The following is a 25,664-nucleotide window of genomic DNA, read 5'->3' as shown; positions in this document are numbered from 1 at the left end:
GCAAAAATAAGTAGCTTTTATCTAAAAGCAAATAAGTATTTCATTCTTTATTGCTCCAAGTCATTAAAAATAAAGGATTAACGCTGATTTCATTGATTATTTGCCTGTTCTCAACTAATATTTGCCCAAACGAACACTTATGGTTTCCTGTCTACTCCAATTCCCTAATCCACTCAACCACCGAATCCATGTCACGATGACCTTCTCCTCACTCTCCGTCGGGACACAAAATTTCACTTTGCCAGCGTGGAGACCAGGACGCTACGAGCTTGCACCTTTCGCTAACAATATTTATGATTTTCAAGCGTTTAGTTCCAACGATCAACAGATAAACTGGAAAAAATCAGCGCCCAATGTCTGGTCCATCGATAACCCCAAGACACAAGACATCACTCTGAGGTACGAGTACTATGCGTACAAAATGGATGCGGGCAATTCTCTGGTGGATGAAGAGCAGATTTACATCAACTTTATCAATTGCCTTTTCTTCCACTCTTCTTCTTTGGGCAGCCCACATCAACTCAAACTTGATATCCCCTCCGATTACACCATAGCTTGTGCGCTAGGCAATACTTCCAGTATTGAGAGCGAAGATTACTATCAATTAGTCGATTCTCCGCTGATCGCCTCTGGAATATTGAACACCATCTCCTATCAAGTAGGTGACCACAACTTTCATCTTGTATTCATGGGCAAGCATCCCTTGGATGAAAAATTGATATTAGCAGATTTCGAAAAGTTTACCCGTGCGCAAGTAGATACCATGGGCTCCTTTCCCTGTAAAGACTATTATTTCCTGATTCAATCGTTGCATTACAAACACTACCATGGTGTAGAACACCAAAATTCAACTGTACTAGTGCTGGGCCCAAACGATACCGATAATCAAGAAAAATACAGAGAGATGCTGCTCGGCGTAGCATCGCATGAACTATTCCACGCTTGGAACGTGTGCAGAATCAGACCCAATGAAATGTCTCCCTATGATTTTGCTAAGGAAACGCTTTTTGAAACTGGTTTTGTAGCAGAGGGATTCACCACCTACTATGGCGATTTGTTTCTCAAAACATCGGGCGTATTGTCCGAGCAAGAGTATTACAATGAGATCAATACGCTATTGCAGAGGCATTTTCAGAACTATGGACGATTCGAAAGCAGTTTGATCCAATCGTCCCTAAATCTATGGGTGGATGGCTACCACAACAGCTTGCCCTCCAAAAAAGTCTCTATCTATATCAAGGGAGCTCTGGTATCTCTGATTCTGGATATTCAATTGCGAAAACAATCAAACAATCAACATGCCTTGATTGATGTCATCAAACAACTCTATGAAAAACATACCTACTCACTAGGTGGATATTCTACTCAGGATATCTATCACATCATAGAAAGTATCGGAGGAATCAAAATGGTAGATCTGGCTCGGGTGTTGGTAGAAACAACCGCTCCGCTAGACCCAATATTGAAAGAAACCCTAGCAATAGTCGGTTGTCAACTAGAAGTAACTGAGCATTGCAATCAACTCACCTCTGACACGGGATTGCTACTAGATGGCAACCAAATCATGGATCTAGCCCCCAATAGCCCCAGTTCTCAATATTTTTCGATCGGAGATCAAATCCTACAAATCAATGGGCAAGACTATGATTCCACAAAAGAAATAGCCTCTCCCTACCAAATTTCTTTCCTCCGAAACGGGAAAGAAAGACAACACTTGATCTCAAAAGGAGAGCATACTTATTATTCCTACTACCGTGTGCTACCCGTCCAAAACACAAATGCCGATCAAGACAAATTCAAAAAAGCATGGATCAATTGTTAATTTTGAATGTTATCTTTCTTGCTAAACATCTAAAACAGTAGCTTTGCACACTTGATCCCCTCCTGAAATAATCATGTTGAAAATAAACAAGATGCGAAATGAATTTTAGAAACTTGTTAGTAAAGTTTCTGGTTTGGAGGCTAAAGCACATCAGTAGCAACAATTTCATACTTATTCTGAGTGGAATCGTTGGCCTTGTGTCTGGCATTGCGGCGGTAACCCTAAAAAGTACTGTTCATTTCATTCAGCATCAGTTATTGCACATCAAAGAAGCCAGTGGATATAATTTCTTGTACATGATCTATCCGATCATTGGGATATTAATCACAGTGATCGTTTCTAAATACATCTTGAAATCCAAGCCAGGACATGGTATCACGCAGATTCTCTACTATATATCCAAGCATTCGAGCAAGGTCAAACGAACGCTCACTTACTCTCGCATGATTACTAGTGCGATCACGGTAGGATTTGGGGGATCTGTAGGACTAGAGGCACCTATCGTAGTGACTGGATCTGCCATTGGGTCAAACTTAGGCAGGCTCACGCATCTCAACTATAAGAAACGGACATTATTGATCGCATGTGGAGCTTCAGGCGCTATCTCAGCGATATTCAACTCTCCTATAGCAGGTGTGATTTTTGCCATAGAGGTCATCCTCACAGACGTCACTATCAACAAGTTCATCCCTATTTTGATTTCTTCGGTCGTAGGATCGATGGTATCCTATGTGTTTCTGGGTAGGGAGTTGCTTTTCTCTTTCAAACTTACCGACGCATTCAAACCTGAGCACATTCATTACTATATTTTGCTAGGGGTGGCTTGCGGTATTATTTCGGTTCATTTTACCCGACTGACCTATCTGATAGAAGACTCTATCGAGAAAGTAAAAAACGACATCAATCGAGCACTCTTGGGAGGACTGGGTCTGGCTATTATTATTTTTGCTTTTCCTCCTATCTATGGCGAGGGTTACAATGTGATCCTGCAATTATTGAATGGGAACGACTCTATCATTTTTGATCAAAGCCTGATCTATGGTGAGTCTGACAAAACATTGATCGTCATCGTTTTGCTATTTGCCATACTGGTGATCAAACCGATTGCGTCTGCGCTCACGATTGGTTCAGGTGGAAGCGGCGGTATCTTCGCTCCCTCACTTTTTATGGGAGGTATCGGTGGGTACTTATTTGCTCGCACAATCAACTACATTTTACCCGTCCATATCAATACCAGTCATTTCACTTTGGTAGGCATGTGTGGGGTGATGAGTGGCGTGATGCACGCACCACTGACTGCCATCTTTTTGATTGCGGAGATCACGGGAGGCTATGCACTCTTTGTGCCATTGATGCTCGTATCAGCCATTGCCTTTACCACCATCAGTTATTTTGAAGAGTACTCTTTGTACACCAAGCCACTGATAGAAAAAGGAGATCTCATCCAACATGACAAAGACAGGCAGGTCTTGAGCGAGATGAATTTGAGTAAGCTCATTGAGTCTGATTTGCTGACTATTAAATATGACGAAACATTGGAAGACCTCATCGTCCTCGTAAAAAAATCCAATCGGAATATTTTTCCCGTACTCAACTACGAAGGTGGCCTAGAGGGTATCGTCACACTAGACGATATCAGAGAGCGCATGTTCGACGAAGAGGAGCGTAAAAACATCATCGTCAAACAAGTAATGCAGATGCCTCCTGCCAAGGTGAAGCCGAGTGACTCCATGGAAGACGTCATGAACAAGTTTGAAATCACTCAAGCATGGAATCTACCAGTCATTGAAGACGGAAAATACATTGGTTTCTTGTCCAAATCAAGGATTTTCAATGCCTACCGCACCCGTCTTATCTCTCATGACAAAGAGTAGTGTTTTAGGATTTTTCTAATAAATTAATTAGAGCAAATCATTATTGAATTATTTTATCCACAAATTCAAAAAAATATTTTTTGTTCCAAGCTCTAAAAAATCAAATAGGAACATAATAAATCTCAGCATGTGGATAACTTCCAAAATTGTGGACAAATAGATAGAAATACTTTTATTGTACTATATCTATAAAACATGCCATAACTACACTTTATTGATTTAACCCTAAATGGAATTATCCACAAAAGGAATTAACTTTATAGCTACTATGAAAGTATCAAGCCTTAACTATCAGAAAACCTTAGCCTTAACACTCTTCTTGATTCTTGGAGCAAAGTTATCCACAGTCAGTGCTCAAAAGGTTGAAGTGATTCAATTCGATCAACTCAACACCATCATCACCGAAAAGGACGCACCTATACGAGTGATCAACTTTTGGGCAACATGGTGTGCACCCTGCATCAAAGAGCTCCCTCAGTTTGAAGCATTATACGAAAAGTACAAAAGCCAAAATATGGAAGTGATCTTGGTCAGTATGGATTTTGTAGAGAATCTGGACGATAAAGTGAAGAAATTCGCCCTCAAAAAGTCCCTAAAATCCAAACTCTATTTACTCAACGAAACGGACTACAATTCCTTTATCGACAAGATAGATCCCACTTGGAGTGGTGCCATACCAGCTACACTGATTGTTGACTCGCGCAAAAACAAAAGAATATTTTTTGAGAAAGAGTTTAAGGAAGGTGAATTAGAAAATTCTTACCTTAATTTTATTAAATAATCAAACCAGTAAACATGAAAAAAATCCTATCAATCATCACCATTGAGCTGACCATGCTCTTCATGATTATGGTCAGCACAGCCTTTGCTCCCAAGTCATCAGATGAGGGGTACAAAGTAGGCGATACTGCCACCTCGTTTAAACTCAAGAATGTAGACGGCAAATTTGTAAGCCCCGCAGATTACAAATCTGCAAAAGGTTTCATTGTGGTATTTACTTGCAACACTTGCCCTTATTCAAAATTGTATGAAAGCAGAATTGACGCATTGAATTTGAAGTATGCTGACAAAGGTTATCCAGTACTTGCCATCAATTCCAACGATCCTGTGGTACAACCTGGGGACTCTTATGATGAAATGGTCAAACTGGCCAAGTCCAGCAAGTATTCATTTCCATACCTGCAAGACACCTCGCAAGAGATTGCCAAAAGCTATGGCGCAACAAAAACTCCTCACGTCTATGTATTAGAAAAGCAAGGTGCGGATCTTAAAGTGGCCTACATCGGTGCGATAGACAACAATCCCAGAGAAGCAAAAAGTGCTGACGTGTTCTATGTCGAAGATGCGGTCAACAGTTTGCTTGAGGGCAAACCTGTCAAAACAACCACAACCAAGGCAATAGGTTGTACCATCAAGTGGAAACAAGCCTAATTCTTAGCTTTCGCATGATAATAAAGTGTTGAGCAATTGGATTTGTTCAACACTTTTTTTGACACAGCCATTACATGTTCTCTAGTCACTGCATTGAGCTTTGGCAGTTCCTGATCCATGAGACGGGTGTCTCCCAGCATCGTAAAAAACGCCAGATTAATTGCCCTATTGAGTAACTCTACCTCTGAAAACACATGCGAAGACTCTGCGTGCATTTTCACTCTCATAAGTTCCTCTTCTGTCACTCCTTCTTTCTGTATTTTGTCGATTTCCAAATCCAATTGCGCATCTACTTCTTCAAAGGTCACGCCCTCCTTCAATTTACCCGACAACACCAACAATCCTGCATCTATTGAACCTGTGATATGACCAGACACAGAGCTGAGCAGCTGTTTTTCCTTCACCAAGGAATTGTACAAGCGTGAGGATTTGCCCCTACTCAATACATCCCCCAACAGATCGGTACTGTAGTAATCTGCCCCCAAACGATCATCCATGTGGTAGGCGCGATAAAAAACATCCAAAGGCACATTCCCCTCGACATGTAAAGTCTTTTCCGTATTCTGCTGGGATTCCAATGGCAAGTCTCTCCTGTATGGCTTGCCTGCAGGAATAGGGCCAAACCATTTTTCTGCGAGTTCTCGAACCTGCTGTAGTGTCACATCACCAGCCACCACCAAAATCGCATTATTGGGGATGTAATATTTATAAAAGAAGGCTTTTACATCCTCCATGGTAGCATTTTCGATGTGAGAAATTTCTTTCCCAATTGTAGCCCAGCGGTATGGATGCTGCTCATAGACCAAAGGTCTCAGTTTCAACCACACATCGCCATAGGGCTGATTGAGGTAGCGCTGATTAAATTCCTCAATCACGACTTTGCGCTGTACTTCTAGGACATGAGGATCAAAAGACAGGGCATTCATGCGATCAGACTCCAACCAAAACGCAGTCTCCAGGTTGTTGGATGGTACCGTCATATAGTAGTTGGTCATATCTGGACTGGTGAAGGCATTGTTCGTGCCACCGACTTTTTGCAAAGGCTCGTCAAAAGACCCGATATGTTTTGACCCGCCAAACATCAAATGTTCAAACAAATGAGCAAAGCCAGTTTTGTCTGGAGTCTCATCTCTCGATCCCACATCATACATCAGGTTCAACACAGCAATTTTCGTCGCGTGATCCTCATGCACAATCACCTTTAATCCATTCTCAAGTACAAAACTCTGGTATTCCATAAATCAATCTTATAGCTACAAAAATAGAAGCCATTTTGAGTAATCGGCATCATTCTATATTTTATGATAAAAACTCTTGGAAATAGCTAACTTTTTGAATGATTATACAAACTAAACGCTAAATACTACACACAAAAAAGCGTCTTCTGTGAAAAAACGGTGATCAACATGCAGGGAGCAAAACGTATATTTCAAGATGCTCTCATTAGATTTGCTGTCTGACACCCCAACCGCTTCGACAAGATTCTGATGAAATTTGACATCAAAAAACTAAAGCCATCCGATTTGCTTGCTATGTACACTTGGCTGCTATTGCCACGACTCATAGAAGACAAAATGCTCATCCTCCTGCGCCAAGGTAAAATCAGCAAGTGGTTTTCGGGCTATGGTCAGGAGGCTATTTCGGTAGGTGCCGCACTTGCGATGGATGATGACGAATACATCCTGCCCATGCACCGCAACTTAGGGATATTCACTACTCGGCGCATTCCGCTTCATCGCCTATTTGCACAGTTCCAAGGCAAAGCAGGGGGATTCACCAAAGGCAGAGACAGGTCTTTTCATTTCGGATCCAAAGCGCACCACATCGTGGGAATGATTTCTCATCTCGGCCCACAACTCGGGGTAGCAGACGGCATTGCTCTTGCCCATCAGCTAAAAAAAGAAAACAAAGTGACGATGGTTTTCACTGGAGACGGTGGGGCCAGTGAGGGGGACTTTCATGAAGCGCTCAATGTCGCCTCAGTATGGAAATTGCCAGTCATCTTTATGATTGAAAACAATTGTTGGGGACTGTCTACACCTAGCAATGAGCAATTCAATTTTGATTCCTTCACACTCAAGGGACCTGGCTATGGTATACAAACCATGCAAGTCGATGGCAACAACATCCTAGAAGTCTATCATGCCGTACAAAAGGCCTCTGAACTCATCAAAAAAGAAAACCAACCAATCCTGATCGAGTGCATGACTTTTAGAATCAGGGGGCATGAAGAAGCCAGCGGCACCAAATATTATCCAGAAGGCATCATCGAGGAGTGGCAAAAGAAAGACCCCATCAGCTGCTATGAAACTTTCCTAAGGGTAAACAAAATACTCGATGACGAAACGAGGGAAAACATCCACAGTGAGCTCAATCAGCAAATCAACGAAGGACTAAAAATAGCAGAAAATGAAGAAGCCATCCACGCGCATGTTTCAGTAGAGACACATGATGTGTATGCCCCTTTCAAACAAAAAATTACTATCCCTAAGTCTCGAAGAAAAAACACCTTGAGGTTTGTGGATGCTATCTCTGAGTCTCTGCGCCAGTCTATGCACAAATTCCCCGAACTCATCATCATGGGCCAAGACATCGCAGAATATGGGGGAGTTTTCAAGGTCACAGAAGGCATGGTCGCTGAGTTTGGCAAAGACCGTATCCGCAATACACCAATTTCGGAGTCTGCCATCATCGGCACAGCTTTGGGCTTGTCCATACATGGAATGAAAAGTGTGGTAGAGATGCAGTTTGCAGACTTTGTCACCTGTGGCTTCAACCAAATCGTCAACAATCTAGCCAAGAGTCACTACCGCTGGGAACAACACGCAGATGTCGTGATCCGAATGCCCACGGGAGCAGGTGTCGGTGCTGGCCCCTTTCACTCCCAGTCCAACGAAGCATGGTTCTTTCACACTCCTGGGCTCAAAATTGTCTATCCTTCGACTCCTTATGATGCCAAAGGGCTCCTCAATTCGGCCATTGAAGACCCGAATCCCTATTTGTATTTTGAGCACAAGGCACTTTACAGGTCACAGAGTCAAAACGTGCCTCAGGATTATTACACCATCGAGGTTGGCAAGGCCAAGTATGTACATAAAGGTGACGACCTGACCATCATCACCTATGGCATGGGCGTACATTGGGCGATAGAAGCCATCCAAGAATTGGGCTCCCTCGATGCAGAATTGATAGATCTGCGGACACTGCTCCCCTGGGATAAAGAGACTGTTGAAGCGTCTGTCAAAAAAACCAACAAAGTCATCATACTCCATGAAGACAGCCTGACTGGAGGGATAGGAGCAGAAATCGCCGCTTGGATCAGCGAGCATTGTTTCCAATACCTAGATGCTCCTGTGATGCGGGTGGCAAGCTTGGACACCCCAGTACCTTTCGCAAAAACGCTAGAAGACAACTTCCTGCCCAAAGAACGATTCAAGCAACGTTTGAAGGAACTACAAGCCTATTAGTGATAAATTGATACCGAAAACACGTGTAACATCACCACACTTCAAGCAACAACACAGACGGGTTCTTATAAAACCTCACACCCAATAGGTTGACGATCAACCGACAAAAGGCCGAAATGATCGACTGGTTTCGTACTTTTCACTGCCTCGGTTAAATTTATTTACTAACTTTCCGTTCTGTTATCAGGGTGTGTTAGAATAAATGAACAAACGGAATTTCCTCTTTATAATCATGGGATTGATAGTCATATTGCTATCAACGCAGGAGAGTTATGCCCAATTACTTCAAGACCGAAACAAGCTCAAAACTGCCCAAAGAGAGAGAAAAGGATTTTTCCCAAATAACAAAAACGTAAAAAAATCCAAGGGACAAGGAAAGCCATCAGTAGAACGTGCTAGAAGCCCTCGCTACAGCCAATCAGTAGCTGGCTCTAGCAAATCCCTAAGAAAATCTGACATCCGATATAGCAAAAGTCCAAAAGCACAATCAAAATATGCAGCCAGACCACGGTATAGCCAAGAAAATGCAGGACAATCAGGCAAGCGATTCACTGTATCTCCCCGCTACTCTCAAGACAATGCTGGACAGTTCAGTAAAAAACACAGTGTAAGCCCCAGATTTAGTCGTGACAATGCAGGACAATCGGGACATGGAATAAAAGTAAGCCCCAGATTCTCCCAAAATAACGCGGGACAATCAGGAAGAAAACACAATGTTTCTCCACGTTTCTCGCAACACAACGCTGGACAATCCGGCAATGGAGTAAAAGTTAACCCTCGATTTTCGCAGAACAATGCAGGATATGCTGGTCAGAAATACAATGTTTCTCCACGCTTCTCACAAAATAATGCTGGACAATCTGGCAAGGGGGTGAAAGTCAATCCAAGATTCTCCAAAAGCAACGCTGGATATGCAGGACAGAAGCACAATGTATCTCCCCGCTTCTCACAAAACAATGCAGGTCTGTCTGGTGTAGGAGTGAAAGTCAACCCTCGTTTCACCCAGGACAAAGCAGGAGAGTACAGCAAAAAATGGAATATCAACCCACGATTCTCTCAAGCAAATGCAGGCTTGTCTGGTGTGGGAGTGAAAGTTAACCCTCGTTTCACCCAGGACAAGGCAGGAGAGTACAGCAAAAAATGGAATATCAACCCACGATTCTCTCAAGCAAATGCAGGCTTGTCTGGTGTGGGAGTGAAAGTCAATCCTCGTTTCACCCAGGACAAGGCAGGAGAGTACAGCAAAAAATGGAATATTGCTCCACGCTACACACAAGAACATGCGGGTGACTATGGTCACAAAAAGATCTCTCCGAGATACACCAGATGGAACAACCACAACAAAGTCGTCGTTACAAGACCCCGATACTCTACACCTCCATCCTATGTAAAATTCCCAGCCAGCAACCAACGAAAAGGATTCCTCCCTACCATCAACCTAGCGATAGACAAATCCAAGTACGACCTAGGCAAAGAAAGAACTTTTGTGGGACCAAAGGTAAAGGCTACTACTCTGGAACCTCATGATTTTGCTGGACACAACAAAAGCATCAAGCAATACAAACGATACACTAGCAACAAGACGCTAAAAAACTCCCCTAGTTATCAGAGCTCCACCTTCTTGGTCAAAACCAAAAAGATGAGCAAAAAGAAAGACATGCATCCAAGTGCCAGCTACCTCTCTGCCAAATATGATGACAACCGTACCGTCAGAGACACCAAAAGAAAAGTAAATGTCGCTTGGGTAAGAATGTACGGGAACCAAACCCAGCCCAAAGCAGTTAAGGAAAAAGTCAACAAAGCAAAGTTTGACAAAGACGAAAAAGACATTTGGAATAATTAATTATGAATTGGGAAACATTATCAACCACCAACCAACTTAAAGCCATCATCGCAGAGTCAACAGATCATCCCGTGATGATTTTCAAACACAGTACCAGGTGCAGCATCAGCAGCATGGCACTCAACCGACTAGAGAGGTCTTGGAACCAAGACGAAATCAATCCCCTAAAGCCCTATTATTTGGATTTGATTGCCTACCGTGAGGTTTCTAATCAAATCGCTGCTGATCTCGGCGTGGAGCACCAGTCACCTCAGGTACTGATCTTGTCCGATGGCAAAGCCATCTATGACAACTCGCACATGGGCATCTCTTACAATGAAATCTTAAAAATAGCCAATGATTTACAGACAGCTTAGCTGTCTGTTTCTTCTTGGTCGAGGGATTCAACCATACTTTTGATCATTTTGGCCTTTTTGCCATACATCTGACCAAACATATAAAAAGCCAGTACGATGCACCCCAACGTGACCACCAGTGCCATACTCCAGCGTGCCCAGGATATTTGCTCCATCATGATGGAAACATCGTCATACTTACCATAGCCAAGGTAAAACCAGAAGCCTACAGAAGCAGCACCAATGACAACTAAGGTGATCTTGAAATGCCGATTGAATCTACAGATGCTCTGATGGACATCCTTGAGATATTGGACCACATTGTTGTCAATAAATTCTCTGTCCAGTTTTTGAATCAAAAAATAATAATAGAAAAAGAAAGCTGCATCCATCAAAATCACCAGTGCAGCAAAGCCCCAATAAGAAGCAAGCAATAAATAAATAGCCAGAGCAGACAGTACGATCAAATTGGCCCAGCGTTCCTTTCTGAGTACACTCACAAAACGAGAAACGATGTTTTGCGGCTGCTGACGGACAATCCGTTCGATTGCCTCATCCGAATAGCTAAAAGATTGCTCCTTTCCTCCCTGCTTCCAAATCTGCTTAATATCCAGTTCTTCCATCTATAATTTTCTTTAATTGGATTTTCACACGGTTGACCTTTGCTCCCACATTGGTCACGGTGATACCCAAGATATCTGCCATTTCTTTGTAACTACGCTCTTCCAAATACAACAGTATGATTGCTCGATCGGACTCTTTGAGAGCCTTGATGGCCGTATATAGCATCGTCAACTGTTCCTCTTCTATCCCATCATTATCATCAATGGTATCGGGTAGATTTTCCCGTGCCACTGTCAGGTTCTTCTTTTTGCTCCTGAGCTGAGACAAACACACATTCAAACAAACCCGATAAACCCATGTAGACAGCTTGGAAGCTCCTCTGAACGTATCGAATGAGCGCCAAAGTTGAATCACACATTCCTGATAATAATCATTGAAATCCTCAGCCGTATCTGTATAAATCCTACAGACTTTGGCGATGATCCGATGATGTTCATTCAAGAAAAATTGGAAATCCGACTTCATTCAATTTTTGGGTTCGGGTGGTTAGTCGCAAAAATGGTCATCTTATTACAAATGAAACAAAATCACTTGATAGGCATGCGCTGAAAAGGTTTGTTCCTGTCAAAAAGATACCTGTATGTATGATGAGTTTTGCCTATTTCTCCACCTATTTGTTTGACAACCAAAATCATCTTTCTGTTAAAGTCCCCGATCCAATTCATCTCTAGAATAGGGTATCGCTTGTAGTCTTGTTGTACCATTTGGGCTGTGGCCATCACGAGTGCACCGTCTAGTCCCTTGCCTTGATGCGCTGGCACCACTCCAAAAACCAAGCCTAGCATTTTCTTATTCGTCTTTCTCCATTTGTGCCAGACGAACTTCAACTTGCCAATCAAATCCAATTTGCCATTGACGTGCTTAAAAATCTGATTCACTTCAGGCAAATTGACATAAAATGCCACCGGCTCTCCTTTGTAATATGCAAACCAAATAATCTTTTCATCCAAAATCGGTTTCATCTGCTTCATGATAGCAGTGGACTGCTCTTTGGTCATTTCTACCACGCCATCATGATGTGCCCAAGCCTGATTATACACCAACCTAAAGTCCTCTGCATATTTATCCAGCTGCTTGAGTTTCATGTGCTCAAAGGTGTAATTAGGATCTTGGTTCAATACTTCCGCCTTGTGTTGGATTCTGGGATGGAAAGGATCGAAGGTAGAGCGAATGAAGGTAAATTGCTTGAAGTAAACTTCGAACCCATAGTTTTCGAAGAGAGTCTGGTAATAGGGAAAGTGATAATTGCACTGGTAATTGGGATCAATGTCAAACCCATCTACAAGGAGCCCCCACCATTTGTCACGATCGCCGAAATTGATAGGGCCATCCATGGCTTCCATGCCCTGCTCTATTAACCAGTCTTTGGCTCGGTCAAAAAGCAAATTGGCTGCCCTTTGGTCATTGATACACTCAAAAAAACCTAGCCCCCCTGTTGGTTGATCATTGTCTTTGCTTGCTGTTTTTTCATTGACAAAAGCCGCTATTCGGCCGATTGTCTCGGCACCATCGACCAGCAACCACCTCACACAAGTCCCGTGGTTGTAGGTTTTGTTCAACTCTGGATCAAAAACCCAATTGACGTCCTTGTCCAACGGACGAATCCAATGCTTTTCATCTCGGTACAACCGGACAGGCATTTGAACAAATTCTTTCTTTTGGGCAGCAGAGATGACTTCTATCAATTTCATGATTCAAACCTATCTCAAAAAAGCGGTTCCATCCATATTTTGGTAGGGCAAATCTGAGGGGAATAGAAAATCATGGGAGAATTCACCCTGTACATATTCAAACAGACACTATCTGACTCTATTGTATCACCACGATGAGGCTATCAGCTTTGGTTCGCACTTGCAACCATTTCTCTATTTTCTGTCGGTCTGATCGATAGAGTTTGGTTTTGTAGTCTACAAAAGCGTAACAGATCGTATCCATGTTGTGATTGATCAACTCACCCAAAGCGAGTGATTTCAATGCGGGATATTGTACCGACAACTCTTTTTCGATGTCCTGAATCGGATAAGTATGCAGGTGCATTTTGGCTACTTGGTTTTCTAAGAAGGCAATCCTCTCATCTTTCGTCTTGATTACCTCCTCACTTTTGGCATACATATCCTCTATGATTTTGAATTTGAGGTTTTCACCCATTTTTTCAAATTCTTTCATGGTCTTTTCTTGCAGATCCTCCTGATAGCCTTGTTTGATTCGGAGGTCTCCATTGTGCAGTCCGTGCAGCGGCATTTTTTCACGGATGTATTGGATGGCAGTTTGATCGAGAGGTTTACCATAGAGGGTCACCTCGATCACTTCCTTGTCCTGATCGAGAAAATACCTCTGACTGATCACCTGAGTCTGCTCCATGTTAAAACTACTGCTGATAAAATTCTTCGCATTCTGTTCAAAAATCGTCCCTCTCACCACATTGTACGCCAAGTACACACTAGGAATAATGGTCACAATCACAAATACCAAAATGGAGGTTTTCACTCGCTTTTCGATCGCAGGAGACTCAAACTGGTTCTTTCTAAACTTGAGAAAACGAACGATCAAAAAAGTAGACACACTGATAAAAACCGAATTGATAAAGAACAAATAAAAAGCCCCAATAAAATAGTACCAGTTGCCATTGGCCAAACCATATCCTGCAGTGCACAAGGGAGGCATGAGTGCCGTGGCGATAGCCACACCTGGGATCGCATTGGATTTCTCTTTGCGAGAGCCAGCAATGATACCTGCCAGTCCACCAAACAAGGCAATCAACACATCCCAAAGTGTAGGTGTCGTACGTGCGAGCAATTCGGACTGTGCCTCGTGCAGCGGCGTAATGGCAAAATACAAGGCAGAAGTAGACACACTGATCAGCACTGCCACGCTGAGGTTCATAAACGCTCGTTTGATTAGCTCGAAATCATTGATTCCAGCTCCCAAACCAATCCCCATAATAGGCCCCATGAGTGGAGAGATCAACATGGCACCAATGATGACCGCTGTGGAGTTGACATTCAACCCAATAGAAGCGATCAGAATGGCAAATATCAAAATCCAGAGATTGGCTCCTCTAAAGACGATTCCCTTGCGAATCTCCGAAACAGTGGTACTCTCTCTTTCAGAGTCTTGCTTGAGATCAAACAACTCATTGAGATATGATTTCAGTGACGCCAGAAATTTCAAACGTGTGTTTTCCATGCTATAAACATAATTGGATTTGGATCAAAAAATATCACCGACGTAATGATTTTAGAAAATATTTTCCAGAGAAATTAAAAAAAGAAGAGGTCAATATTTGGAAAAGAAAAAAGGAAAATTATCTTTGCACTCCATTACGAAATGGTCCGTTCGTCTAGGGGTTAGGACGCCAGGTTTTCATCCTGGTAACAGGGGTTCGATTCCCCTACGGACTACTTCAAAAAGCCACTCAATAGAGTGGCTTTTTTGTTTTCTAGTGTTACTGATTCTGCTACCCCTGAGTCGGATCAATCGTGTCATAGCTGCTGGATCGCAATTGCATTGCGACTTAATCTTTTGGGCAATAGCAAAGAAGTTTTCTTGCGCAATACAGTGACCCTGATCTAAACAACACAAGATCCATGCACTCTGTAAAATGTCAACAACGGGCGGACACCCTTCTACATTTTGGATCTTAGCTAATGGTACGACAAGGGGTTACTGTCTTTGATCAATACCGCATTTACTAAATGTTGCTTCCTGCCTCTCAATGATAAGAAGGCGTAGTGAATACTACGCCTAGTGATTTTTTACTCTATGCTCAGTGACTAGGTGAAGTTACAAACCTCGCCTAGTCATTGCTTTTGAGCATCCTACCCCGAGTGGGGCAGGATGTGCTGTTTAACTTTTTCGTTTGTATTGTAATTGTACCAATCCTGTATCAAATGTTTTCGAAGTAACAAATTCAAGCATTTGTTCAGGCCTTCCATCTTTAAAAAGTCTTGTACCATTACCCAATAATATCGGGATAATTGAAATAATCATTTCATCAATCAAATCATTCTTCAATAATTCGTTGACGATTTCTGCACCTCCATCACAATAGATATTTTTTCCGCTTTCGCTTTTTAGTTGAAGCACCAACTCAGATAAATTTCCTGTGAAGAACTTTGTCTTACCAGCATTTGGTTTTTTAGTTCTTGTTATTATATACACATCTCTTTCTCCATTGTCATAGTGAGATGATCCGATTTCGCGGACTACATAATCATATGTTTTCCTACCGATAATTAAGGTATCTATTGTGTCTGTGAATTTTGCATACCCATAATCTTCACCTTCTTTTTCTACTAATTTTAAGAAGCTGAGGTCATCATTTGGTTTTGCTATGTATCCGTCTAAACTTGTTGCAATAAAGAGTGATAATTTTCGCATTTGTTTTACCCTTTTAAGGTTCTATAATATTTAATTGGATTAGTATATTTCTGCTTTGAGTTATAGAAATAAATTTTCTTAGTAAAAGAGAAAATCGTGTATACGTTTGATTTGGTCAACGAGATGTTACAGATTTTAACTATTCTCGTTCGAATGTTTATTGTGTCTAGTATAAACCCTCTCGTCCACCATACCCTATCTATCGGAAGAGCGTCCGCTCGATTACACATAACTGATATCTAGTTCGCCGATTTCACCTGCATACTGTCTGGCACTACTCCATACCCAGTCTTCTGGCTTATATACAAACCCTGCCTCTACTGGATTGTTGTGCACATAGTCCAACCGCTGATCTATTATTTCATTGGTGGATAATTCTACTGGATGATTGTGTTGTTGCCACAACTGAAAAGCTCCATTCCTTATATTTTTCTTTCCAGCTCGCTCAAACATCCATAGCACCCCCCGCTGGTGCGAGCTTGCAGCTCGTACCTTGGTCATGCCACAGTCAAATATAGTCTATCTCTAGTAGCCCTTTTCCTCCTGCATAATCTATCGCACTACTATATTTCCAATGCTCTGGCTCTAATACAAAACCTGATTCAACAGGGCGTTTTGAAACTTGTATTTCCTACTCATCTCCTAAAGATAAGTAACTGGATTAAAAGGCAGCAGATGATTTGTGGAATGTACAGCACAAGCTACAAGCTTGCGCCAGCGGGGGTGGCTTTTTTGTTTTCTAGTGTTACTGATTCTGCTACCCCTGAGTCGGATCAATCGTGTCATAGCTGCTGGATCGCAATTGCATTGCGACTTAATCTTTTGGGCAATAGCAAAGAAGTTTTCTTGCGCAATACAGTGACCCTGATCTAAACAATACAAGATCCATGCACTCTGTAAAATGTCAACAACGGGCGGACACCTTTCTGCATTTTGTATCTTAGCTAATGGTACGACAAGGGGTTACTGTCTTTGATCAATACGGCATTTACTAAATGTTGCTTCCTGCCTCTCAATGATGAGAAGGCGTAGTGAATACTACACCTAGTGATTTTCTATTCTACGACCAGTGGAGCTGCTGTTCTGTACCCTTTTCCTCTAGTCTCTCCCTGTCATGGTGAGGTACACGCCTCGGCGGGTAAACTCGAACCATAGGCAGGTAGTGCTGATGCTTCGGCACGGCTTGTCCACTCTTCGAGAACCTCAGAGTGACAAGGTGAGAACCCTACCTTCTGCCCCAATGATAAGAAGACGTAGTGAATACTACGCCTAGTGATTTCTATTCTACGACCAGTGGAGGAGGAATCTCATTCATAAACATGGAGGGTCTTCCCAAAATCTAGAATATAAAGTTTACCATTATGCCAGTGAAGGTGGTCTGTTCCTAAAGGAATCATCTCATCTAGTTTGAGCATTTCCTGGAACTTCAAGGTTCTCCTATCATAAATAGCAACCATTCCCGGTTTGCCGGAAGTCATTATGAAAATGTATTCGTCATAAACTTTGTGTGCTCCAGTGGGTCTAAAGCCGTAAGTGTCTATTAAACCCTGCATGCTTTCCTGTCTCAGAATCTCTCCTGTGTTTGCATCCAGTTCCTTAATGGTGTAATCCGCTATACAGTAAATCTTGTCTTCAAAAATAGCAGTCCTGCCTACACGCTCTTGCTTCCATTTTAATTCGTCTGTAGAGATATCGAAGGCTAGGAGTTGACCATTGGAAAGGGGAATATAAATTGTTGGCTCTAGATGAAAAACACCTTCTGCAGGACTTGCATCAATGCCAAAATCTCTTGGAATGTTAAAGATTCTTATTTCTTCTTTCTTCGATAACGAGAATAATGTGATTTCATCGCCCAGCCTTTTAAATAAGTATCTCTCATCCAAATTCCCGGACTTTTTAAAGTAAAAACCAAGATCTGTACTGGATGCTACTTGAGGTTCAATATAATTATAAGACTTACTTTTTCTATCTATTATTATAAAACCATTTATGAACTTGAAAGCTTTTAAAATACTATAATCACCTTCAAATTTCATGGTTTGCAAATCTGAAGTTAATAAAGAAACTGCTCCCGATTCGCTAGTTTGAAATATTACACATTCGTCTGAGGATTTAGCTGTATAAAAGTCTTTGACATTTACAAAAAAAGCTTCATGTCGTAAGCCGCTTTCCTCATCTGAAGCAAATGCCACAAGATTTTCTCTGGTTGGTATTATACCAAAAACTGTCGATATTGTACTTATTTCTTTCAAAACGAGCTATTAAATATAGTATTAAACCAAGTATCATCACTTTTTAAGAACTTTTCTAAAACATCCGTCTCAGCATCGAAACCAGCCTTTACAACATCTTCGTCAAACTTTTCAAAAAGATTCTTGACCTTAATATCCCCCTGCTGGTGCGAGCTTGCAGCTCGTACCTTGGTCATGCCACAGTCAAATATAGTCGATATCCAATAACCCTTTTCCTCCTGCATAATCTATAGCACTACTATATTTCCAATGCTCTGGCTCTAATACAAAACCTGATTCAACAGGGTGTTTTGAAACTTGTATTTCCTACTCATCTCCTAAAGATAAGTAACTGGATTAAAAGGCAGCAGGTGATTTGTGGAACGTAAGCACAAGCTACAAGCTTGCGCCAGCGGGGGTGGCTTTTTTGTTTTCTAGTGTTACTGATTCTGCTACCCCTGAGTCGGATCAATCGTGTCATAGCTGCTGGATCGCAATTGCATTGCGACTTAATCTTTTGGGCAATAGCAAAGAAGTTTTCTTGCGCAATACAGTGACCCTGATCTAAACAATACAAGATCCATGCACTCTGTAAAATGTCAACAACGGGCGGACACCCTTCTGCATTTTGGATCTTAGCTAATGGTACGACAAGGGGTTACTGTCTTTGATCAATACGGCATTTACTAAATGTTGCTTCCTGCTCCCTAATGATAAGAAGGCGCAGTAAATACCATAACTAGTGATTTTTTATTCCACGCTCAGATGGGAGAATCGGCATTTGATACCAACTACAACATTGGGTTGTATCCATTACTGGAGAGACTCATTCATCCCAAGGTAGCGTTGCGCATATCGTATGCCGAGTTCTCGCAGTGATTCAGAATCCAAATGTGTGTAGTCTCCTTTGTGTGTCAATCCTTGAGTCTCTACTATGTAGATATTTGAATCACCATTAGCCACCTCACGAATAGTCTCATTGAGAGCATCCCACCGTTGTTGTTTATCTACTGGCTGAGTATATTGGCCCAGCTCCCCCACAAAAACAGGCAAGGTATCGTTAGCAACGGTTGCTCTGAATATTGCTATTAATGAGTCCAATTTCTGTCCATAGGCAGGTATTTGATCTATCTTGGCATTGCTTTCTCCTTGATGCCAGAGGATTCCTTTTACCCTTCCATATTTTTGAGCAAAGGCTACCTTACTTTTATAATTCTCAAGCAAGTCTACCCCTCTGTGATTTCGGTTGTACAGCCATTTTTCGATAGAGCTTCCTCCTACAGCACAAGGAATCATCGCTACAGAAATACCCTCTGGTAGAGAGTCGAGCAATGCCCTAGCAAAGGAAAGTCCACAGTCCAAACCTGTCATTTTGGGCTCATAAAAATGCAACGGCTCTTTGGCATAAATCCAATTCATGGATTGATCTATGGTCAATATCCTTTTGTTTGGGATGGTATCCTCAGGCTCCACAAAACCTCTACCTGCCATATTGGATTGACCTGCCATCAAGAATATGTAGAGACTATCGGGACTAGGTAATTGCTCGCAGTAATCAATTTTTTTAGGAAAATTGGCTTTCCACTCTTGTTCATTGTCATACAATGGATACCCTTGATCTGCTTTTGGATTGATACCATTGGTGGAGATTAATGCCGTAGAAGCAAATAACAAGAGTGTTACATTTCTAAACCTTCGGATTCTCGGTAGCATGATGATATCTTATTTTTAGCACAGTATTGGTCATAGAGGTATTAAAAGATGGCATCAAAACCATACAGGTCTTGATGCTCAACTCTTTCTGTTGTTGCGTATTTGATTATTTTCTCAAAAGCAGTAGCCTTCTCTACCACTATTTGTTTACTTCAATTGATCGATACAGTCAATGGATTGGCCAACTGTTGTGCATATTGACTCAAGTATTCATACCATTGATCTACATTTTCGAATTGATTGCTCTTTTCCCAGTAAAACCCAGTATAATAAGTCGCCTTGCCTTCCTTTACTGCCAGCTGTGCGTAAACATTACTCAGATCCTTGACCTCAGTTTCTACTTTGTCATAACCCAAAAATGTCCCTGGACTTGCTACAATGGCGGTAGCCAAGTGACTCCCCTTGCCATGTGGTTGCCAGTAGGTCAACCAGCCTCCCACAGAATCTACTTTTACTTCTCCATCGTTTTCGTGTAGTGTAAGTCCTGCACTGAGTACGTCACTACCTTCTATACTTACCTCTACTCTACTGAGGTTGCTGCCTTTGTCCAACGAGATAAGTTTGGAAGTTTTGACCATTTTATTCTCCCCTATTTCCCAAGGAGCATAATCCAGCACAAATGCGGTGGACAATGGTCCCGTGCTGATTGTTTGGTAAGAGATGAAATTTTTTGACGTTTTGTACTCGTCTCCATTCTTGATGGCGATACCTCCACAGCCCCGACTGACGCCTACGTGAAAGTTGTCCAAGCCCTCGCCAGTATCTCGGTGATAGGTTCCTGTCTTTTCGGTGTACTTTTTATACCATTTGTTGATAACTGGGTATTCTACTTTTTTGAGCCAGCAATCTATGCCGCTGGTCAATGTTCCTCCTTTCACGCTGTCCTCTACCATTTGCTGTGCTGTCGGTCCATAAGTCCGGAAAGCAACCTTGTCATTTTCCCAGGCATAGTCATCCGTGCGCTCAGGCACAAACCTTGAATAACACTCGTTTTCGCTGGTCGGTAGTGACTCATCTGTTTTTAGTTTTCTAAAAGCATAGTCCACTGATGACTGAGCAGGGACTAAAGGTTGGAACAGTACGAGATCAACTATTCCATCCATGTCTTCGTCCACATATTGAATGAGTTCTAATTCATCATTTTGATTGGCTATACCATAGTCGCTCAAGGCTTGATCAGCTGGTACATTCAGGGACGAAACTGGTAAAGAGATTACTTCACCAGACCTATCAAAAGGTTGGTTGTTTGACACAGTGATCTTTTTGACCAAAGCGGTAGGTGAACATCCCACCAAATAGAAAGCGGCAATTATTACTACTGGGTAATTTTTCATGTGTATAATATTTTTGAAATAGGGTATGCTCGGATCGAATAAGTGTGGTTGAGTTCGAAAACCCAACCACCCCACAACTAACCACTATGTTTCATTGTAGATAAGGAGATCGTAAAATTCTCCTCTTAAAACAAGCATACATCTCTGTACACCTGTTCGATTATTCATAACCTGTTATTATTCTTACTCTACTTTGCCTCCGTACAATTTGAACACTTCAGCTCCTGCACTCAAGAAAGCACCTGCACCATATACTTCGGTTTTATCTGGTGAGGCATTTCCTGGCGCGGCACCTATTGGCTGCACGTATCCTAGCATGCCCTCGTCAGTGACATATCCCACCATAGCATTCCATCCTTTTTCTACGGCTGGACCATAAGTAGATTTATCAAGGATTCCATTGTTTATACCCCATGCAAAACCATATATGTAAAATGAAGATCCACTTGTTTCTGGTGTTGGGTAAAATTCCTGACCCAAAAGACTCATGGCCCAGTGTCCTTGTGGGGTTTGGAGTTGAAGTAGGCGTTCGGCCATTGCTTTATAGATTTTCAGAAAATATTTGTATTCCTTGCTCTCTGGGTTGAGTTCATTCATGACATTGACAAGACCAGCAAATACCCATCCATTGCCTCGGCTCCAAAATACCTTTGTCCCGTTGTCTACTTTGGACATGTATCTCTCATCACGATAGTACAAGCTCTCATTTTTGTCAAACAGGAAGTCGGTTGATGCTTTGAATTCCGTCATCATAAAATCTAAATACTTCTGTTCTCCTGTGATATTGTAAATTTTTGCCCATACAGGTGGAGACATAAACAATGCGTCGCACCAATTCCATCTACTTTGATGAAAAGGACTCTTCCATTCAAACTTGGTCTGAGCTGGGTGGTACATGATAAAATCAAATTGATCGATTGTAGGTTTAATCATATTCTCATCATTGTATTTGCGATACAAATCAATGTACATCTGACCTACAATATGATCATCAGCGTGGTATATGCGTTTAAAAAGCTCCCATTCGTACTCAGTACCAATATTCTTGAGCCAGTTGTAATACCTATCGTCATCAGCCATGCCAGCCCATTTGGTCAATCCTACATAAAAGGCGCCATTAGTCCAGTCAAGTGGATGGTGGGGATTTTTGCGCCCACTAAAGGTGTCTCTAAAGTGTGCGATTTGCCAATCGGCTACTTTTTTCATTACCTGCTTTACTTCCTCAGGCTGAACATCTTGTGCTTGGACTGTGCCTACATTGGCCAAGACTGCTACTATCAATAATAATCTTAATACTTTCATATTCACTTATTTTATACTTTAAAGAAAATCTTCACGAATTGGGTTGAACACATCGATCAATAAGCCAGCAGCTTTACACACAACGCCATGTACCTGATTAGGAGGTGCAAGAAAACAATCCCCCTGCTGTAGCAATTTCATTTTTCCATCTATAGTCACCTCAAATACACCACTCGCCACATAAGTCGATTGACTATGCACGTGGCTGTGAGCCTCTCCTATCCCTCCTTCCTCAAACTGAACCAATACCATCATAAGGTCATCATTGTATCCAGTAATTTTGCGCCTGATGCCAGGTCCGACCTCTTCCCACTCTTGTTCAGAGCTCTTTATCAATGTATCTGTTGTGTATTTCATATTTATTCCTATTTCACTTTTCGTTGACTTGATCAAATCTGACATGCAGTGGATTGTTGTATTCCAATTTTGTCTTTTCCATGTATTTCACAAAATCTACTGCATTGTTGTACACCACTCCTTCGCTCCATGCAGAAGCCAACAACAATTCAAATGAATTGTTGATAGAATTCTTAATCCTGAAAGTATGATTGCCCTTATAATCCTCTACATATTGGTACTCAGGCTTGTACTCGTCTCTCACGATGAGTCCTGTACCTACAAAATCAACTTTGTACTCCTTTCTGTCATCAATATTCTCTGGGTCTTTGATCGTCTCTGGTCCTCCAGATAGCACCATACCTCCTTTTTGCACAAAAAGCTCTTCTTCCTTTTTCTTTCTAAACCCATATCCCATTTTGACTTCAGTAGCATGTGGCAACAAAGTATTGTACACGATTGTCGAAGTACAATAGCTCTGCTTGGCATATACCGTGTAGGATTGTTCATATTCATAAAAACCGTTTCCCGTATCCCAGTTAAAAGCCTTTATCTTAATGATGGATCGAATGGGACCGTTGACGACTACTTCGTATGCATACCTGGTATCACTGACCTGACCAGCGTTCCAGTATGACTTGGCAACTGTCGCGAGTTTAGTCGGTGTATAGCGAGGCATAGACACAGAGTCTGGATGATCTGGGAATTCAAACAGGCAGTTGGCTCCTCCTCCGAACGAATTGGCGACACTTTGGATGTCCGAACCCCAATCATGATTATGTGCCGATACAGCATAACCATCTAGGTTTTCCATATACAACTGATTGGACATCAATACTGGTTTTCTTTTGGCGTACACATCTATGCTGTTGGCAAACCAGATTTTCCAGCCTATATTTTCGCTCTCCCAAAATGGCATCTGATGTCTGCAATAGTTTCCTATGTTGGCATGAGTATAGTGCTTGTTCCATCCACGAATATTTTCACCTAAATAAATAAAAATGCGCTTTTTGGAGTTTGCAGGGATGTCTACCTGAAAGAATAATTCGTCCCAAATCCCATCTTTGTCTAGATCATCCATTTGATGATAGATGGCATGTCCATTGGTCTCAGCACGTAGTTGATGACCACCCTGCAGTCTCAACAAGTCTTCAGAGGGTCCATCGAACGGAGGCATGTCTGGATCTACTACAGTTACCCACATTTCATGCAGATCAATCATCGGAAACTGCTCCCTGGTAATGGTAACAGGGCAGTTGTCTCGATCAAAATCCAGACTATTTGTGATGGTAAATTCGATGCGAATCTCTGGTTTAAAATTACCCTGAGTGTACCACAGCTCATTTGCCTGAGCTACTACATGCCCAAAACTCAACAACCAAAGGATTAAATATTTAGACATAAAGTTCTACTGGTTCATTTCTGCCTGCTCAGGCCACATGATTTTGATAACCTCAAATGCTTGAGAGGTTTGGATATCCCTTCTCTCCCCTATTGCTCTGATTTGCTGTACAGATGATTTTAGTTCACTTTTCTCTTTCTTCTTTCCCAAAGATTCAAACTGAGTAGAATCGTCGAAAGCACTTCCGACTAGTACATTGCCTTGGATAGAATTATTGGTAGTCTCTCCCAATTTCAAGAGTTGTTTGGTGCCTTCGTTGTAGAAAATATTGTTCGTCACCACAGTCTTGTCTGGCCATATTTGCCCCCACTCCTTGTACCAAAACATGACATCATTGATGTCAGCAGTGGTCACGAATAGATTGTCAGATATCTGTGTATTGGTGATGTTGCCCGAAAAACGAATCATGTGGTGCTTCTCATCCTGAAAAACATTGTTCTTCACAATGGTACCATCATTGAATGCATTGTCGACCTGCCCCCACGAACAGACCAATAAACCTCCCCAGTCATTGTGATGGCTGTAGTTGTACTGGATGATGGTGTTTTTGCATAAATAATCGCTATCAAAACCGCTCGCGTCTACATCGCCTTCGTTGTACACAGTGTAGCAGGCTTCATTGTACTGCCATAGGGCATCATCACAGTTGTATGGATAGGAAGCATTGCCTGTTGTCTTGGTACTGTTTCTTATGAATAAATTGTTTTGTACCACAGGAGCTGCAACCACACGTGTGACCAAGCCATTGCCTCCTATGTTCTCAAACTTGCAGTTTTCTATCAGCAAATTGAGCGTTGGGAACCAGTTGTCCTCTTTGCCATTCTCTGTGATTTCTCCAAAACGGGAGTCGAGATCTCGGTTTTTCCAAAACGACTGATTCAGAAAACCCCCTCTGTCTACGTTGTAGATATAGCAACCAGTCATATGGATGCCGTCAAAATTGGTCGGAACTCTCTTTTCAGGATCATCATCTGCGATCACACTAAAGAATACTCCTCCATTTTCTCTTGTTTTCAAAGAGCCATTTACCTCTGCAATCTTCAGGTTCTCAAACTTGAAACCATGCAGCGTACCGATGTCCTTAGCCAAAACCAAAATCCCTGCCTTTTTAGAAAGTTTTTCTGGATTTCCAGATTCAAAATTTCTAATTTCTAAATCTCGGATCTCGAAATATTCCTGATTGTAAAGTACTAAACCAGCCGACATAAAGTCATCTGCTGCCATTTTGCCTTCGCCATCGATGATGGGCATTTCTCCTTCACCATAGGCACCGATTACGATAGGAGCACTCAATGCACCGCTGCCCTGTGGTCTGAGTGTACCTGCCCATTTGTTTCCTCTCTTGAATAGAACTGAATCTCCAGGTTGGAGTTGTAATTGATTAATTTTTGATAGGTTTTGCCACGCTGCATTTGTGGCTAATCCACTATTGGCATCATTGCCAGAGGTGTTGTCGATGTAGTAAGTGGCTGCCTCTCTTTCCTCTACTACTTGAGATGACAAACTAGTCAACAATAGCACAGATGGCACAGATAGAAGCACGAAAAACCATAGGGTCATCATGCGCTTA

General features: G+C 42.0%; 22 protein-coding genes and 1 tRNA gene. 8 read left to right on the top strand and 15 right to left on the bottom strand.

All coding sequences use genetic code 11. The features are described 5' to 3' along the window. The first annotated feature begins 139 nt into the window (after window positions 1-139). The 4 genes from N6H18_RS08115 (at window position 140) to N6H18_RS08100 (ending at window position 5,127) form a co-directional block, all read left to right on the top strand. Complete coding sequence (locus N6H18_RS08115) at window positions 140-1,822, top strand: M61 family metallopeptidase (RefSeq protein WP_262311334.1); 1,683 nt, start codon at window positions 140-142, stop codon at window positions 1,820-1,822. Window positions 1,823-1,920: 98 nt separating this feature from the next. Next, window positions 1,921-3,696 (top strand): chloride channel protein, encoded by a 1,776-nt coding sequence (locus N6H18_RS08110; RefSeq protein WP_262311333.1) that lies wholly within the window; start codon window positions 1,921-1,923, stop codon window positions 3,694-3,696. Window positions 3,697-3,964: 268 nt separating this feature from the next. After that, window positions 3,965-4,477 (top strand): TlpA disulfide reductase family protein, encoded by a 513-nt coding sequence (locus N6H18_RS08105; protein WP_262311332.1) that lies wholly within the window; start codon window positions 3,965-3,967, stop codon window positions 4,475-4,477. Window positions 4,478-4,491: 14 nt separating this feature from the next. Then, complete coding sequence (locus N6H18_RS08100) at window positions 4,492-5,127, top strand: thioredoxin family protein (protein WP_262311331.1); 636 nt, start codon at window positions 4,492-4,494, stop codon at window positions 5,125-5,127. Here N6H18_RS08100 and N6H18_RS08095 read toward each other — a convergent pair. Then, on the bottom strand, window positions 5,124-6,365 hold the full coding sequence (locus tag N6H18_RS08095; RefSeq protein WP_262311330.1) for a M16 family metallopeptidase: 1,242 nt from the start codon (window positions 6,363-6,365) through the stop codon (window positions 5,124-5,126). The two genes, N6H18_RS08100 and N6H18_RS08095, sit on opposite strands and share 4 nt — an antisense overlap. 249 nt (window positions 6,366-6,614) lie before the next feature. Between N6H18_RS08095 and N6H18_RS08090 the strand changes: the two genes are divergently transcribed. The 3 genes from N6H18_RS08090 (at window position 6,615) to ytxJ (ending at window position 10,793) form a co-directional block, all read left to right on the top strand. Beyond that, on the top strand, window positions 6,615-8,594 hold the full coding sequence (locus N6H18_RS08090; RefSeq protein WP_262311329.1) for an alpha-ketoacid dehydrogenase subunit alpha/beta: 1,980 nt from the start codon (window positions 6,615-6,617) through the stop codon (window positions 8,592-8,594). A gap of 202 nt (window positions 8,595-8,796) precedes the next feature. Continuing rightward, window positions 8,797-10,437 carry a hypothetical protein gene (locus N6H18_RS08085; protein ID WP_262311328.1) on the top strand — a complete coding sequence of 547 codons (1,641 nt, stop codon included), beginning with the start codon at window positions 8,797-8,799 and terminating at the stop codon, window positions 10,435-10,437. A gap of 2 nt (window positions 10,438-10,439) precedes the next feature. After that, a complete protein-coding gene (gene ytxJ / locus N6H18_RS08080) occupies window positions 10,440-10,793 on the top strand; it encodes a bacillithiol system redox-active protein YtxJ (protein ID WP_262311327.1) in 354 nt (117 codons plus the stop codon). On the opposite strand, the gene N6H18_RS08075 is transcribed toward ytxJ, so the two are convergent. The 4 genes from N6H18_RS08075 to N6H18_RS08060 form a co-directional block, all read right to left on the bottom strand. Next, window positions 10,790-11,395, bottom strand: coding sequence for a hypothetical protein (locus N6H18_RS08075; protein WP_262311326.1), 606 nt, complete (start codon window positions 11,393-11,395; stop codon window positions 10,790-10,792). The genes ytxJ and N6H18_RS08075 overlap by 4 nt on opposite strands. Continuing rightward, the gene (locus tag N6H18_RS08070; protein WP_262311325.1) at window positions 11,376-11,861 is read right to left on the bottom strand and encodes an RNA polymerase sigma factor; all 486 of its coding nucleotides are present in this window, start codon (window positions 11,859-11,861) and stop codon (window positions 11,376-11,378) included. Before N6H18_RS08070 ends, N6H18_RS08075 begins: the two co-directional genes overlap by 20 nt. A 62-nt stretch (window positions 11,862-11,923) precedes the next feature. Beyond that, window positions 11,924-13,087, bottom strand: a complete 1,164-nt coding sequence (locus N6H18_RS08065; protein WP_262311324.1) for a hypothetical protein — start codon at window positions 13,085-13,087, stop codon at window positions 11,924-11,926. A gap of 118 nt (window positions 13,088-13,205) precedes the next feature. Beyond that, window positions 13,206-14,582 carry a DUF389 domain-containing protein gene (locus N6H18_RS08060; protein WP_262311323.1) on the bottom strand — a complete coding sequence of 459 codons (1,377 nt, stop codon included), beginning with the start codon at window positions 14,580-14,582 and terminating at the stop codon, window positions 13,206-13,208. Between the two features lie 143 nt (window positions 14,583-14,725). On the opposite strand from N6H18_RS08060, the gene N6H18_RS08055 reads away from it, so the two are divergent. Beyond that, window positions 14,726-14,797: transfer RNA gene (locus N6H18_RS08055), tRNA-Glu, on the top strand. Window positions 14,798-15,242: 445 nt separating this feature from the next. On the opposite strand, the gene N6H18_RS08050 is transcribed toward N6H18_RS08055, so the two are convergent. The 10 genes from N6H18_RS08050 to N6H18_RS08005 form a co-directional block, all read right to left on the bottom strand. Then, entirely contained in the window at window positions 15,243-15,776 is a 534-nt protein-coding gene (locus N6H18_RS08050; RefSeq protein ID WP_262311322.1) for a dihydrofolate reductase family protein, read from the bottom strand. Between the two features lie 222 nt (window positions 15,777-15,998). Further along, a complete protein-coding gene (locus tag N6H18_RS08045; protein ID WP_262311321.1) occupies window positions 15,999-16,277 on the bottom strand; it encodes a hypothetical protein in 279 nt (92 codons plus the stop codon). A gap of 806 nt (window positions 16,278-17,083) precedes the next feature. Continuing rightward, on the bottom strand, window positions 17,084-18,028 hold the full coding sequence (locus N6H18_RS08040) for a PQQ-like beta-propeller repeat protein (RefSeq protein ID WP_262311320.1): 945 nt from the start codon (window positions 18,026-18,028) through the stop codon (window positions 17,084-17,086). After that, window positions 18,025-18,204, bottom strand: coding sequence for a hypothetical protein (locus tag N6H18_RS08035; RefSeq protein WP_262311319.1), 180 nt, complete (start codon window positions 18,202-18,204; stop codon window positions 18,025-18,027). Before N6H18_RS08035 ends, N6H18_RS08040 begins: the two co-directional genes overlap by 4 nt. A gap of 616 nt (window positions 18,205-18,820) precedes the next feature. Next, a complete protein-coding gene (locus tag N6H18_RS08030; RefSeq protein WP_262311318.1) occupies window positions 18,821-19,720 on the bottom strand; it encodes a sialate O-acetylesterase in 900 nt (299 codons plus the stop codon). Between the two features lie 152 nt (window positions 19,721-19,872). Next, complete coding sequence (locus N6H18_RS08025) at window positions 19,873-21,054, bottom strand: DUF4861 domain-containing protein (RefSeq protein ID WP_262311317.1); 1,182 nt, start codon at window positions 21,052-21,054, stop codon at window positions 19,873-19,875. Between the two features lie 183 nt (window positions 21,055-21,237). Continuing rightward, on the bottom strand, window positions 21,238-22,356 hold the full coding sequence (locus tag N6H18_RS08020; protein WP_262311316.1) for a glycoside hydrolase family 88/105 protein: 1,119 nt from the start codon (window positions 22,354-22,356) through the stop codon (window positions 21,238-21,240). A gap of 18 nt (window positions 22,357-22,374) precedes the next feature. Next, a complete protein-coding gene (locus tag N6H18_RS08015; RefSeq protein ID WP_262311315.1) occupies window positions 22,375-22,713 on the bottom strand; it encodes a cupin domain-containing protein in 339 nt (112 codons plus the stop codon). Between the two features lie 13 nt (window positions 22,714-22,726). Continuing rightward, the gene (locus tag N6H18_RS08010) at window positions 22,727-24,094 is read right to left on the bottom strand and encodes a DUF4861 domain-containing protein (protein WP_262311314.1); all 1,368 of its coding nucleotides are present in this window, start codon (window positions 24,092-24,094) and stop codon (window positions 22,727-22,729) included. Window positions 24,095-24,100: 6 nt separating this feature from the next. Next, window positions 24,101-25,657: a hypothetical protein gene (locus N6H18_RS08005; protein ID WP_262311313.1), complete on the bottom strand. Its 1,557-nt coding sequence runs from the start codon at window positions 25,655-25,657 to the stop codon at window positions 24,101-24,103. Between the last annotated feature and the right edge of the window lie 7 nt (window positions 25,658-25,664).

Source organism: Reichenbachiella agarivorans, assembly GCF_025502585.1.
Classification (GTDB): Bacteria; Bacteroidota; Bacteroidia; order Cytophagales; family Cyclobacteriaceae; genus Reichenbachiella; species Reichenbachiella agarivorans.
The sequence above is the reverse complement of the archived record's forward strand: the minus strand, read 5'-3'. Positions and strand labels throughout refer to the sequence as shown.

Excerpts from the sequence above, each read along its gene's own strand:
- N6H18_RS08115 (WP_262311334.1), top strand. The coding sequence starts at position 140 with ATGGTTTCCTGTCTACTCCAATTCCCTAATCCACTCAACCACCGAATC.
- N6H18_RS08110 (WP_262311333.1), top strand. The coding sequence starts at position 1,921 with ATGAATTTTAGAAACTTGTTAGTAAAGTTTCTGGTTTGGAGGCTAAAG.
- N6H18_RS08105 (WP_262311332.1), top strand. The coding sequence starts at position 3,965 with ATGAAAGTATCAAGCCTTAACTATCAGAAAACCTTAGCCTTAACACTC.
- N6H18_RS08100 (WP_262311331.1), top strand. The coding sequence starts at position 4,492 with ATGAAAAAAATCCTATCAATCATCACCATTGAGCTGACCATGCTCTTC.
- N6H18_RS08095 (WP_262311330.1), bottom strand. The coding sequence starts at position 6,365 with ATGGAATACCAGAGTTTTGTACTTGAGAATGGATTAAAGGTGATTGTG.
- N6H18_RS08090 (WP_262311329.1), top strand. The coding sequence starts at position 6,615 with ATGAAATTTGACATCAAAAAACTAAAGCCATCCGATTTGCTTGCTATG.
- N6H18_RS08085 (WP_262311328.1), top strand. The coding sequence starts at position 8,797 with ATGAACAAACGGAATTTCCTCTTTATAATCATGGGATTGATAGTCATA.
- ytxJ (WP_262311327.1), top strand. The coding sequence starts at position 10,440 with ATGAATTGGGAAACATTATCAACCACCAACCAACTTAAAGCCATCATC.
- N6H18_RS08075 (WP_262311326.1), bottom strand. The coding sequence starts at position 11,395 with ATGGAAGAACTGGATATTAAGCAGATTTGGAAGCAGGGAGGAAAGGAG.
- N6H18_RS08070 (WP_262311325.1), bottom strand. The coding sequence starts at position 11,861 with ATGAAGTCGGATTTCCAATTTTTCTTGAATGAACATCATCGGATCATC.
- N6H18_RS08065 (WP_262311324.1), bottom strand. The coding sequence starts at position 13,087 with ATGAAATTGATAGAAGTCATCTCTGCTGCCCAAAAGAAAGAATTTGTT.
- N6H18_RS08060 (WP_262311323.1), bottom strand. The coding sequence starts at position 14,582 with ATGGAAAACACACGTTTGAAATTTCTGGCGTCACTGAAATCATATCTC.
- N6H18_RS08050 (WP_262311322.1), bottom strand. The coding sequence starts at position 15,776 with ATGCGAAAATTATCACTCTTTATTGCAACAAGTTTAGACGGATACATA.
- N6H18_RS08045 (WP_262311321.1), bottom strand. The coding sequence starts at position 16,277 with ATGACCAAGGTACGAGCTGCAAGCTCGCACCAGCGGGGGGTGCTATGG.
- N6H18_RS08035 (WP_262311319.1), bottom strand. The coding sequence starts at position 18,204 with ATGACCAAGGTACGAGCTGCAAGCTCGCACCAGCAGGGGGATATTAAG.
- N6H18_RS08030 (WP_262311318.1), bottom strand. The coding sequence starts at position 19,720 with ATGCTACCGAGAATCCGAAGGTTTAGAAATGTAACACTCTTGTTATTT.
- N6H18_RS08025 (WP_262311317.1), bottom strand. The coding sequence starts at position 21,054 with ATGAAAAATTACCCAGTAGTAATAATTGCCGCTTTCTATTTGGTGGGA.
- N6H18_RS08020 (WP_262311316.1), bottom strand. The coding sequence starts at position 22,356 with ATGAAAGTATTAAGATTATTATTGATAGTAGCAGTCTTGGCCAATGTA.
- N6H18_RS08015 (WP_262311315.1), bottom strand. The coding sequence starts at position 22,713 with ATGAAATACACAACAGATACATTGATAAAGAGCTCTGAACAAGAGTGG.
- N6H18_RS08010 (WP_262311314.1), bottom strand. The coding sequence starts at position 24,094 with ATGTCTAAATATTTAATCCTTTGGTTGTTGAGTTTTGGGCATGTAGTA.
- N6H18_RS08005 (WP_262311313.1), bottom strand. The coding sequence starts at position 25,657 with ATGATGACCCTATGGTTTTTCGTGCTTCTATCTGTGCCATCTGTGCTA.